Source organism: Bacillus sp. C30 (assembly GCF_040838255.1).
GTDB lineage: Bacteria > Bacillota > Bacilli > Bacillales > Bacillaceae_G > Bacillus_A > Bacillus_A mycoides.
This window is the reverse complement of record NZ_JBFPJH010000007.1, coordinates 35,463-47,504: the sequence shown is the minus strand read 5'-3', so window position 1 is coordinate 47,504 and position 12,042 is coordinate 35,463. Positions and strand designations below refer to the sequence as shown.

The following is a 12,042-nucleotide window of genomic DNA, read 5'->3' as shown; positions in this document are numbered from 1 at the left end:
ACTCATACTGTTTATACCCTTCCTTTACTTTTTCAGCTGAAATTATTTCACTCTCTTTTGCGCCAATTAATTTTTGGACCTTTTCCGGGAAAATTAATTGCAAATAATATTCTTGTTCCTTTGCTAACTTATTATATAGTGATTGTGAAATCGTATAACGTACTGTATAATTCATTTTTTGATCACCTGCTTTAATATGAAACGCAGTAATCTGCATGTCTTTTTTTGTTACTTCCGTTAAAGTACCTACCTGCATCTCATCTTCTTTTTGTTCTGGAATCTTTGGAAAGATAGCCAAAAGCTTTTCCGTATCTTTTTCGTTAAGCATATACATATCTTTCTTATATTGCATCCATCCTCGGCGATCTTCTCCTCTTAACCATGCATAATACGTTTCTATTTTCCCCTCTCTACTAATTTGTATTTCATATTCTGGTTTACCAAAGCTACCTGTTACTTCTTGTTTTTCTGCTTTGCTTATAATATCCACCACTAACTCCGCATCCATTTTCTTCAATTTTTTTTCTTCTGTACCTTTTTGTATAACAGTTATTTGTAATGGTTCTTTCACTTCATTCACTGTCTCCTCTACTTGTTTCGATTCTTTCTTTTGCTCTGCTTGACCACACGACGCGAGTAAAATAACACATAAAACCATTAAATATTTCCCTTTCAAATCGATTCTCCTTTTCCAATAAGAAATTCTTATAATCCTCATACATAAAACAAAAACGTTACATTATATAGAATGAGCTATACTATACAATGAAGGGAGGATTTTACAATGTCCATTAATTTTCATGATGCAAATAATAAGTATACGTATGCAAGTCGTAACGCACATATTTCATGGCAGGAAACAATAAACAATATTGCAGATGTGCAAAATAAACAAGTAATTGATATAGGTTGTGGTGGCGGCATTTACACGAAAGAACTTGCTCTTATGGGAGCCAAAAGTGTTATTGGGCTTGATTTTTCAAAAGAAATATTACAAGCTGCAAAAGAAAATTGTAACGGCTTCCCAAACATTTCATTCATTCACGGTGATGCACATAATATCTCATTCCCTAATGAAACATTCGACCTTGTCATTTCTCGTGCAGTCATTCATCATTTGCATGATATTCCCACATTTATACGAGAGGCTTCTCGCATATTAAAAAAAGACGGTATACTTATTTTACAAGACCGAACTATTGAAGATTGTACAATTCCAGGAAGTCCTGAACACCTTCGTGGATATTTTTTCTCTGTCTTTCCAAAACTCATTGAAACAGAAGCGAAAAGAAGACCAAAAACCACTACTATTCAGCAAGAATTACAACAATATTCTCTTCAAGCGTTCCCCATACAAACACAATGGGAAGTACGAAAAGTACATGATTCTGTAGAGGCTTTGCTACAAGATTTATCTCCTCGAACAGGCCGATCCATTCTATATGAACTAACAGATAATGAACTTTCTCAACTTCTACATCATATCCAAACGGCATTACAAAACGTCTCTCCTATCATCGAAAGAGATCGTTGGACAATTTGGAGCGCGAAAAAATTGTAAGGAAGGAAGCCTCACAAAGTAATGTGAGGCTTCCTTCTTTCATAATCTAATTTTGCAACACTCTTGATATCCTCCACTCCTGGCCTGTGCACTTCCACACTTCGGACATACTAAATATCTAGACTGATTTGTCAACAAACTACCTTTTTGAAAGAGTAAAACTTCTGCTTGTTTAAACGAACGCGAATAATATAACCACATAAAACCAATTATAGCAATAATGCCAAATAATACTCCCATCGCAAGCATTTCAGTCACCTCTTTTGGTTTGTTCTTTCCAGCAAGTGGATTGTTGTATTATTCTCTGCAAATTCAAACAATTCCTTCCTTACTCCTATAAATATCGATTTTCTCCATAAACTTTACAATTCTCTATAATGTTTTACAGCATTTTTACAAATAGTATTAACCCTTATATTCTCAGCTATATTTCTACAGGAAAGTGTATTCCCCAAAAAATATGTTGACTTTCTAAAAAAAACGTGTGAAAATACTGTCAGAATACTTGAATTAAAATTCATTGACGAGAACGAGTACGTTATAGGACTGTTCCCCAGAGAGTTGGCGATTTGCTGAAAGCCAACGTTCAGTGCTTAACCGAAAATCATCTCCGAGAAGTAGAACCGAATGCTAAAGTAAGTTCTTACCGGATGTCCCCCGTTACAAGGAACACGTATCATGTTGTACGTTGCAAAGCCGTATACATATAGATTTATTTCTACATGTATAAATTAGGGTGGTATCGCGGGTAAATATAACTCGTCCCTTTCTTTAGGGACGAGTTTTTTGTGTTCTTACAATGAATTTACAAAAAAGGAGGAAAAACAATGAACACTGTATCAAAAAAACATGTTTTTTTCACAGGCCTTATGCTATTTTCTTTATTTTTTGGGGCAGGAAATTTAATTTTCCCTCCAATGCTTGGACAAAATGCTGGTGAAAACTTTTGGCCAGCAATGATTGGTTTTTTACTAACAGGAGTCGGCTTACCACTACTTACTGTTATCGCTATTTCTCTATCAGGAAATGGAATGCAACAACTTGCAAGTCATGTTCACCCATTATTCGGAATATTCTTTACGGTAGTTGTATACATTGCAATCGGTCCATCTATGGGCATCCCACGTGTTGCTAATGTCGCTTATGAAATGGGGGTTAGCTCTTTCTTACCAGAAACTATTCGCTCTAGCAGCCTAGTGCTATTTTTATACACAGTCATCTTCTTTTCTATCGTATTTTGGCTTAGTTTAAACCCTTCTAAGCTCGTCGATCGTATCGGAAGTGTATTAACACCTATTTTATTACTCTCTATTTTTTTATTATTCGTTAAGAGTGTATTTACACCCCTCGGGCAATCTGGACCAGCCATGCAAGAGTATCAAACTTCTCCAATTTTCAAAGGTTTTATGGAAGGATACTTAACGATGGATACCATTTCAGCACTTGCATTTGGGATTATCGTTGTAAATGCAATTCGCTCAAAAGGTGTGAGTGATCGTAAATCAATTGCCATCGCTACAGCAAAAGCAGGACTTATTGCCGCTACTGGTCTCGTACTTGTATATGGTGCACTTGGCTGGCTCGGTACAACTAGTGTCTCTCTCGGATACGCAAAAAATGGAGGACAGCTACTTACCGTTATCGTACAACAATTATTCGGTCCATATGGTCTAATTCTATTATCTCTTATCGTTACACTTGCTTGCTTAACAACATGCGTTGGACTTGTATCTGCATGCAGTCAATACTTCTCAACATTATTGACAAAATTTTCATACAAAATGTTAGCAAGTGTCATTTGCTTGTTAGGATTATTAGTTGCCAACTTAGGTTTAACAAAAATTATCGCCATCTCTGTTCCTATTTTACTTGTTGTATATCCAGTTGCAATTGTACTCGTGTTATTATCATTACTTCATAAATATTTCGGTGGCTATCGATCTGTTTATGTATGTGCTTTAATCGGAACAGCAGTTGTTAGCGTTTTTGACGGATTAAAACAAGGGAATATTCCTGTTTCATTTATCACATCTTATTTTGAGTTTATTCCATTATATAATGAAGAAATTGGCTGGTTAGTACCAGCGTTAGTTGGGGCTATTATCGGTTTTGCTATCGCAAAATTAAGTGGTGCAAAAACAGTACCATTAACGGAGCATTCACCTGAATCGAAAGCATCATAAAAAAACCCCCATTTCGGGAGTTTTTTACATTTGATAAGAAGTATGATTAAAGCTACTTACTTTATAAGCTTTCGTATAGTAATCAATATTCGTATCCACTGTTTCTACTTTTACAACATCATAGCAATCTTCTTGCTTCACTAGAAATAAATAATATTCTTCTGTTGCCTCAATAATTGCAATACGATCTGTTTCAATATCATATTGTTCACAAAGTGCTTGCAACGCATTCACATAATTACCTAATTTTTTCGTTTCATCCATTCCAAATATCGTTTGAACTAACATACACTCTCTCCCCTTTGTATGTACTGTTAACACCTTAATGATAACGCTTACATAAATAACCGTCAATAAAAAGCTTTGACCATATATAGTCAAAGCTTCCTTCTTATTTCGTCAATTGGTGTCTAAACGCATAAATAACCGCCTGTGTCCGGTCACTTACATTTAGCTTATTTAATATATTACTCACATGTGTCTTTACTGTTTTAAGGGCAATAAACAACTCATCTGCAATCTCTTGATTACTTTTCCCCTCTGCAATTAATAACAAAATTTCAGACTCTCTTTCTGTTAACTCCTCATGCAAAGGTTGTTCTTTCTTCTGACGCATACGAGACATCATTTTTCCAGTAACTTTCGGCTCTAATACCGTTTCCCCATCATAAGTAGCTCGTACAGCATCTGCAATATCACTCGCTCTTGATGTTTTTAATAAATAACTTGTCGCCCCCGCCTCAATAACAGGATATAACTTTTCATCATCTAAAAAGCTCGTGACAACTACAATTTTCGCTTCTCGCCATTCTTGAATAATAGCACGTGTCGCTTCAATCCCATCCATCTCATCCATAACAAGGTCCATTAAAATAATATCCGGTCTTAATTGCAAAGCTAACTCTGAACCTTTTCTTCCATTTTCAGCTTCTCCAACTACTTCAATATCTGGCTGCGTTGATAAATATGCTGATACACCCATTCGAACCATTTCATGATCATCAACTAGTAATACTTTTATCATGATTCTCCCCCTCTCTCAATCATAATAGGTACTTTCACTTCTATTTGCGTACCTTTATTCGGAAAACTAAGAACTTTTAATGTACCACCAATTTCATGAACTCGCTCTTGCATTGACCTTAAACCGTATGAACCAGCCTTATTAACACCAACTTTAAACCCAACACCGTCATCAATAATTTTCAAAATCGCATATTGATCAATTTTCCGAAGGCGTACTTCGGTTTTCTTTGCCTTCGCATGCCGTAAAGTATTAGACAGCGCCTCTTGTACAATACGGAATAAATGATCCTCTACACCTTTTTTTAATTGAATCGGTTCAATTAACCATTCAATTTTCATATGTTGCTTTCTAGACAGTTCTGTTAATAATTCTTCTATACCCTCTGTTAGTTTCTTACCTTCTAACTGCACTGGGCGTAAATGAAGGAGCAATGCTCTCATTTCTGATTGTGCATTTACAACCATATTCTCAACAAGCTGCAACTGTTTTTTCGTCGTGTCTGGAATTTCAGCTGCTTGCTCATTAATGGCTGACATCATCATCGACATTGCAAAAAGCTGCTGACTTACAGAATCGTGCAGCTCTCTCGCTAATCGATGCCTTTCTTGAGAAATCGCTTCTTGTCTCATCTCTTCATTCCAATGGGCTCGTTCATTCGTTACTTTTTGAAATAGCCCAGCTTGCTCCTCTAAGCGACGAGCAAGACCAATTACTTTTCGTTCCACTTCATGAAATTCATCGTCCGCAGTAAATGAAACATCACTCGGAAAATTCCCTCGCTCTACTTCAAATAGAAAAGTATTTAATCCTTGTATACGCTGTTCTATATAATAACCGATTGCATATCCTACAATTCCTCCGATAAGAAGACTCGTACTCATAATAAACAAGCCAATTGGAACAGAAGCAATGGATTCTTTCCAGAGTAAATCATAAACTTGTTGCTCGCTTTTCCATACATATACAATTGTACAAATAAGTGCGATACTCACAGAGGACAACATAGAATAACGAATATACATCCACGAAATATTCCTTTGTTTTTTCATTATACTTTCCTCACTTCCGTATCGCCTACGACAAGCGAAGAAATAATTTTAATACGACGAGGGGCTTCTTTATACTGTTCTGTTCTAAACGTAACATTACGGTTAAATCCAGTTTCTTCGTGTCCTGGCAGGAGCACTCGCCCAACAATAACAGAATGATTTAAAGACAATTCAATATCATATGGTACATATAAGCGAATATTACCAATGACGCCCCGAATCACAATAACCGTTTCTCCCTCTGGAATCATAGCAGTTGTTAAATCGATCTCGACGTCACAAGCACCATATTGGACGTTAATATCCTCTATTTCATAAATATGATCCATCATTCGTACATTACCTACAAACATATTTTTTATATACGGTTCTGTACGATATATTTGTTTTTCTTCATTTATATATCCCTTTTCTTTAATTTCAACTTTCATTGCTTTTTGCCGATGTCCTTGTTGAATAAGTTGATAACCAATTAAAGCTAAACAAGCAAACACAACAAGTACGAATGCCGCTGATGAAAATAAGAAGAATAAGAAGACAATACCACCGACAAATAAAAATACATTCCCTCTTACATAACGGTTCTTCTTTCGATAATGTCTTCCAAACATAATCATAATAAATGCAAATATTAGACCACCTGGTTCAAAATGTCCAAGTATCATATCAAGAAAAAGACCGAATCCAAATATGATGAGGAGCATCCCCATAAATTGTGTTTTTGAAAATTGCTTCTTCATTTCAGCTCCCCCCTCCTTGTCACATATACATAGAAGAAAAGGCATTGCTTTCCAACACCTTTTCTCCTATCACTATATCATAAGCCTGTTTTATTATATACTACAATTATTTTGTTACTTCTTTCGTTAACGATACTTCATTTTTCTCTTTCATTTCACTCTCTAGTTTTGCAATTTTCATATCAAATGTATCACGCTCATGCTCTTCATTTATACGAAGCTCTATGTCACGAATGTGATCTTCAATTTCTTCGAATCGTAAGAACGGATTATTTTCATCCATTTTATGCATAGCAGTATTCATACGGCGGTTTGCATGCGCCATATTTTCACGTGCCATTAATTCCATACGCTTTGCGTTCATTTCTTTTAATTTATTTTTCATTTCTGAAAGACGACGCTCTAACTCATCAATTTGCTCTACAACACCAGCATACATTTCTTCTAAGCGAGTTACTTGCCCTTCATAATACGCTACTTCTTCTAATGCACGTTCATGCAATTGCAATTCGCCTGCTTCTTGTGCGATGATAGCTTGCTTTGATCTTTTATTAACGAAATAACGTGCTTGCTCAAGCTCACGAGCGAAGTTAGATTTTAATGTTTTATGACGCTGAATTAACTTCTCAATTTTTGTTATTTCACGCTCACTATCTCGTAAATATTGGTTTAACATAGCAATTGGATTTTTTCTTTCTTTCTCATCTAACACATTATGAAAATCAGCTGAAATTGCATCGCGTACACGTCCGAATAAAGATTGTTTCATTATAATCTTCCTCTCTTCTACTTTATAATTTGATTTATTTTATATTAGTTTTTCATTAACTTGTTCCACTCATCTTCAAAGTTGCTATATGGTTTAGCACTTTCTGGAGCAGAATCAACAACTACATTTTTTCCTTTTTTCCACTCACGGTATCCGTAGTATAAAACTACTAATGCTGCGATACCGATTAATGCGGGGGAATGAGAAAGTGCAATGGACAAACCGATTAAACCAACAATACCCCAAGCTAACTTTCCAAAGAATGATTTAGCTCGCACAAATGATTTATAGCTCCAGTACACAACTCCTGCTCCAATGGCGAATCCTATAATACCAGCAAGACTACCAAGAGCAATTAAAGCCAAAATACCGGCTGCGATAAACGCTAGAAATTGTTTCATCTTGTGCTTGCCTCCCTTCGATTTGATACTCTTATCTTAACTATTTTTTCATTTTTTCATAACGAGCTTAAGAACTGTTTTCGACTCAGACTTAAGACCGAGTTGAATTCAGCCTTTTGCAAAACGAACATGTATGCGATGCGTATAGATACAGAAAAATTCTTATTCAATAACGGATGAAAATCTCAACTTGCGCGTCCAAAAAATTAGCAATACATACAAACGTTTATTAAATTACATTAAATATATTATTAAGAAAATTATGTTAAAATAAATCAGAAGGCTACATTTAAATTAAAGGGGATATATCATGCATTTACACATTACGAAAGAAATCAATACCGCCGCTAAAAACTATATAAACAATCAGCTTTATGAATATAATTTAAAGCACTTTCCATCTGATTTAAGAGACAGATACTTAGAGATTCATTTATTTCTTAAAGATGAAAATGGTAAAATATGCGGGGGAATATTAGGTGAAGTCTGTTGGAATTGGTTAGAGATTCACTCTTTTATCATCGATGAAGATATACGTGCATTAGGGTATGGAACTAAACTGTTATTAGAAGTAGAAAAAATCGCTTTAGAAAGAAATTGTGATTTTATAAAAGTTGACACTTTAAGCTTTCAAGCATTAGATTTCTATAAAAAATATGGTTATAAAGAGTATGGTATCCTCGATAACGTAGGAAGAGATTATAAACACTACTATTTGAAAAAGGATTTATAAATAATAAAAAACGCTCAGAGAATGTTCTCCGAGCGTTTTCAACTGCTAATAATAAATGTCTCTTTATGTTATGCAGTTTTATGATACTCTTTTTTTTCCGCCACTTTAGAAAATCTCGGGAAACCAATTAATATAGAAATGATTCCACATACTCCAACTAAAATTGGATAAAATGCATATGGTAACAATTCGACCGGAGATAACGCAGCAAATCCTGCCGCTGTTAACATTTGAGCACCATATGGGATTAACCCCTGTACACAGCAAGAGAAAAGATCCAGTACACTCGCTGATTTACGGGGATCAATTTCATACTGATCCGCAATATTTTTCGCAAGCGGACCTGTAAAAATGATAGAGATTGTATTGTTTGCTGTACACACATTCGTCATACTCACTAAGCCAGCAATACCAAACTCCGCTCCTTTTTCCGAACGAATATTACGTGTTAAAAGATTCATTAAATATTGAATGCCACCATTATACTGGATAAGTTCAACCATACCACCGATTAAAATGGCAAGTAACACTAACTCCATCATACCGCCCATTCCAGTCGTTACACTTTTAAAGAAACTCTCTAACGTATAACTTCCATCTATAAGACCGATAACACCAGATAGTACCGTTCCACCGGTTAATACAATAAGTACATTCCAGCCAAGTAGCGCTGTAACAAGTACACCTGCATATGGTAAAATCTTCACCCAATCAAATGTATGAGCTTTAATTTCTGTATCATTACCTAAAGTAATCATTACTAATATTACAATTGTAATAACTGCAGCTGGCAATACAATTAAAAAATTCGTTTTAAACTTATCTTTCATTTCTGTTCCTTGCGAACGAACAGCAGCAATTGTCGTATCAGAAATAAATGATAAATTATCGCCAAACATCGCTCCGCCCACAACAGTAGCCATCGTAAGTGCAATTGAGATATCTGTTTGCCCACTAATACCTACAGCAATCGGTGCTAATGCAGCAATTGTTCCCATTGAAGTTCCCATCGCTAATGAAATTAATGCCCCTATAACAAAAATTCCAGCAACGATAAATCCTTGGGGTAAAATAGATAACGCTAAGTTAACAGTGGAATCAACTCCGCCCATTCCTTTTGCTGTTTCAGAAAACGCCCCTGCAAGTACAAAAATTAATACCATAATCATAATATCAGGGTTTCCTGCACCTTTAGCAAATCGTTCTACTTTCACATTAAAGCTTTCCTTACGATTCATCACTAAAGCAATTCCTACAGCAATTGAAATTGCTACAAGTATCGGCAATTTATAGAAATCACCTGTAATAATTCCAGAACCAATAAATAGCGCCAAAAATATTCCAAGTGGTAATAACGCTAAACCATTTCCTCTCGTTTCTTTCAAAGTATCATCTCTCCCTAGTTTTCAACCTTTTCTAATGAACAACAAAAGACCTCTTCCAATGAGAAGAGGTCTTATACATCTATAAGAAACACTCTTCTCATCTTTCAAGCACATGCTTGCTGGATTTGGCACAGCACTCTGAAATCGAGTCCGCTGCCGAGGCATCGTAGGGCCAGTCCCTCCGCCTCTCTTTATAAGAAGGTTTCATATTTATTTTTTAATAATAATTTCTTTCCTAACTTTACTCGCTTACAAAGCAAAAGTCAATTATTTTTTGTATAGATTTTTTTGGTAATTATACAAAAATATGAATAAACCAATCATTTTAACTTTTCGATTTCTTTATCCAATATTGAAATCCAGTAAAATTTTCTATTTTTTATCGTCGCGATAATCCATTTTGTTGTATTCCATGCTAACTCATATTCTTCTTTTGTAACATCACCAATTTTATAGGCATCCTCTAACTCGTCTTCATCCAGTACATAGATCTCACCGTTCGGTAACAATACTACATCTAAATATAAATCATCAAAATAAGGTAAACCACGCTCGTCTATTTTATATTCTTTCGTCACGTCGATATAATATTGTACTAATTGTTTTTGATTGTCTAACATAGCTGTAATTGCAAAGTTTTTCCCGTTTATAAAATATTGCATCCATGTATACCCATCACCTGCAATGCAAAGCTGTTTACCATTGTATTCTTTATGACTAGGTTCTCTCACTTTTTTTATGTCCAGTATTCCTAACATTCCATCCTCTACTTGCTTAACCCTATAATCCTTCTCTATTAGTCGCTTCCACGAAGAACCGTCACCATATTTACGTTTCATTACGTCCGCTCCTCTTCTATATATAGAAAAGCCCCCACATATTATGTGAGAGCTTGTTCATATTATAATTAAGCTGCTTGACCCTTTTCAGATATCTCTTTTAAATAGGCTTGTCCTTTTTCAGCGTCATATTGACCTTCCCACTTAGACATAACTACAGCCGCTAAAGAGTTACCTACAACGTTAACTGCTGTACGAGCCATATCAAGAATACGGTCAATACCTGCAATAAACGCTAAACCTTCAGCTGGAATACCTACTGTACCAAGTGTTGCTAATAATACAACGAATGATACGCCCGGTACACCCGCGATACCTTTTGATGTAACCATTAATACAAGTAATAACGTAATTTGTTGTGTAATGGATAATTCAATACCGTACATTTGAGCTAAGAAAATTGCCGCAATTGCTTGATATAAAGTTGATCCATCTAAGTTAAATGAATAACCTGTTGGAATAACGAAAGATGTAATTGCTTTCGGACAACCGAACTTTTCCATTTTCTCCATAATTTTCGGTAAAACCGTTTCTGAACTTGCTGTAGAATACGCTAAGATCAGCTCGTCTTTTAAAATCTTAAAGAATTGGAAAATGTTTATTCCAAAGATTTTCGCTGTAAGTCCTAATACAACTACAACGAAGAAGATCATTGCCCCATATACTACAATGAGTAATTTCCCTAATGGAATTAATGAAGCTAATCCGAATGTAGAAACTGTAACACCAATTAATGCGAATACACCAAATGGTGCAAACTTCATAACTTGGTTCGTTACATAAAACATTGCATCTGCTACACCTTGGAAAAATTGTAGAACTGGTTTGCCACGCTCACCAACTGCTGCTACACCTAAACCAAATAATACTGAGAAGAAGATAATAGCAAGCATATCACCTTCAGCTAATGATTTCATAATGTTCGTCGGAACAATATTTACAAACGTATCCGCGAACGAATGACTTTGTACTTGCTCTGTCGTATGTGTATATTTAGAAATATCTGTTTTTGTTAACTTATCCATATCAACGCCTTTTCCAGGTTGGAAAATGTTTGCTATTAATAAACCAACAACAATTGCAAGTGTTGTAATAATTTCAAAGTAAATAATTGTTTTTCCGCCTAGTCGACCTAACTTTTTAATATCGCCAACACCAGCAACCCCAACAACAATACTCGCTACAACAATCGGTACAACAATCATCTTAATTAATCGGATGAAAATATCACCAATTGGTTGTAAGTACTTCACCACTTCCTGATTGCCAAAGAAAATCGCCCCAACTGCAATACCAAGCGCAAGTCCTATTAAAATTTGCCATGCAAGTCCTATTCTTTTCATACTTGTGGTAAC

Annotated in this window: 14 protein-coding genes, 1 riboswitch and 1 other annotated feature; of the genes, 3 read left to right on the top strand and 11 right to left on the bottom strand. The window is 35.4% G+C overall.

Features of this window, described 5'->3' with window-relative positions:
- A partial coding sequence (locus AB3X49_RS02000; RefSeq protein ID WP_367960261.1) for a YhfM domain-containing protein occupies window positions 1–676 on the bottom strand: 676 nt, incomplete at its 3' end.
- 108 nt (window positions 677–784) lie between these two features.
- Between AB3X49_RS02000 and AB3X49_RS01995 the strand changes: the two genes are divergently transcribed.
- Window positions 785–1,561 carry a class I SAM-dependent methyltransferase gene (locus AB3X49_RS01995; RefSeq protein ID WP_367960259.1) on the top strand — a complete coding sequence of 259 codons (777 nt, stop codon included), beginning with the start codon at window positions 785–787 and terminating at the stop codon, window positions 1,559–1,561.
- Between the two features lie 39 nt (window positions 1,562–1,600).
- On the opposite strand, the gene AB3X49_RS01990 is transcribed toward AB3X49_RS01995, so the two are convergent.
- Window positions 1,601–1,810, bottom strand: coding sequence for a hypothetical protein (locus AB3X49_RS01990; protein WP_000880630.1), 210 nt, complete (start codon window positions 1,808–1,810; stop codon window positions 1,601–1,603).
- Between the two features lie 262 nt (window positions 1,811–2,072).
- Window positions 2,073–2,331 (top strand) — a binding site (T-box leader).
- A gap of 57 nt (window positions 2,332–2,388) precedes the next feature.
- On the opposite strand from AB3X49_RS01990, the gene brnQ3 reads away from it, so the two are divergent.
- A complete protein-coding gene (gene brnQ3, locus AB3X49_RS01985) occupies window positions 2,389–3,744 on the top strand; it encodes a branched-chain amino acid transport system II carrier protein BrnQ3 (protein ID WP_367960256.1) in 1,356 nt (451 codons plus the stop codon).
- A gap of 24 nt (window positions 3,745–3,768) precedes the next feature.
- Here the strand turns inward: brnQ3 and AB3X49_RS01980 are convergent, their stop codons facing one another.
- The 6 genes from AB3X49_RS01980 to AB3X49_RS01955 all read right to left on the bottom strand — a co-directional run bounded on the left by AB3X49_RS01980 (window position 3,769) and on the right by AB3X49_RS01955 (window position 7,730).
- Complete coding sequence (locus AB3X49_RS01980) at window positions 3,769–4,125, bottom strand: DUF3992 domain-containing protein (RefSeq protein ID WP_002126339.1); 357 nt, start codon at window positions 4,123–4,125, stop codon at window positions 3,769–3,771.
- Window positions 4,126–4,135: 10 nt separating this feature from the next.
- Window positions 4,136–4,768 (bottom strand): response regulator, encoded by a 633-nt coding sequence (locus AB3X49_RS01975; protein ID WP_367960255.1) that lies wholly within the window; start codon window positions 4,766–4,768, stop codon window positions 4,136–4,138.
- A complete protein-coding gene (locus tag AB3X49_RS01970; protein WP_002011673.1) occupies window positions 4,765–5,820 on the bottom strand; it encodes a sensor histidine kinase in 1,056 nt (351 codons plus the stop codon). The genes AB3X49_RS01975 and AB3X49_RS01970 overlap by 4 nt, the downstream gene beginning before the upstream one ends.
- Entirely contained in the window at window positions 5,820–6,560 is a 741-nt protein-coding gene (gene liaF, locus AB3X49_RS01965) for a cell wall-active antibiotics response protein LiaF (protein ID WP_002126337.1), read from the bottom strand. Before liaF ends, AB3X49_RS01970 begins: the two co-directional genes overlap by 1 nt.
- A gap of 106 nt (window positions 6,561–6,666) precedes the next feature.
- Complete coding sequence (locus tag AB3X49_RS01960) at window positions 6,667–7,329, bottom strand: PspA/IM30 family protein (protein ID WP_367960254.1); 663 nt, start codon at window positions 7,327–7,329, stop codon at window positions 6,667–6,669.
- Between the two features lie 44 nt (window positions 7,330–7,373).
- Window positions 7,374–7,730, bottom strand: a complete 357-nt coding sequence (locus tag AB3X49_RS01955) for a lmo0954 family membrane protein (protein WP_367960252.1) — start codon at window positions 7,728–7,730, stop codon at window positions 7,374–7,376.
- Window positions 7,731–8,040: 310 nt separating this feature from the next.
- On the opposite strand from AB3X49_RS01955, the gene AB3X49_RS01950 reads away from it, so the two are divergent.
- Window positions 8,041–8,463: a GNAT family N-acetyltransferase gene (locus AB3X49_RS01950; protein WP_367960250.1), complete on the top strand. Its 423-nt coding sequence runs from the start codon at window positions 8,041–8,043 to the stop codon at window positions 8,461–8,463.
- A 68-nt stretch (window positions 8,464–8,531) separates the two neighbouring features.
- On the opposite strand, the gene AB3X49_RS01945 is transcribed toward AB3X49_RS01950, so the two are convergent.
- The 3 genes from AB3X49_RS01945 to gltP form a co-directional block, all read right to left on the bottom strand.
- Window positions 8,532–9,848, bottom strand: coding sequence for a Na+/H+ antiporter NhaC family protein (locus AB3X49_RS01945; RefSeq protein WP_367960249.1), 1,317 nt, complete (start codon window positions 9,846–9,848; stop codon window positions 8,532–8,534).
- Window positions 9,849–9,942: 94 nt separating this feature from the next.
- Window positions 9,943–10,048: riboswitch (SAM riboswitch) on the bottom strand.
- Window positions 10,049–10,168: 120 nt separating this feature from the next.
- Complete coding sequence (locus AB3X49_RS01940; protein ID WP_002135200.1) at window positions 10,169–10,687, bottom strand: ribonuclease FAU-1 family protein; 519 nt, start codon at window positions 10,685–10,687, stop codon at window positions 10,169–10,171.
- A gap of 68 nt (window positions 10,688–10,755) precedes the next feature.
- Window positions 10,756–12,030: a glutamate/aspartate:proton symporter GltP gene (gene gltP, locus AB3X49_RS01935; RefSeq protein WP_367960248.1), complete on the bottom strand. Its 1,275-nt coding sequence runs from the start codon at window positions 12,028–12,030 to the stop codon at window positions 10,756–10,758.
- Between the last annotated feature and the right edge of the window lie 12 nt (window positions 12,031–12,042).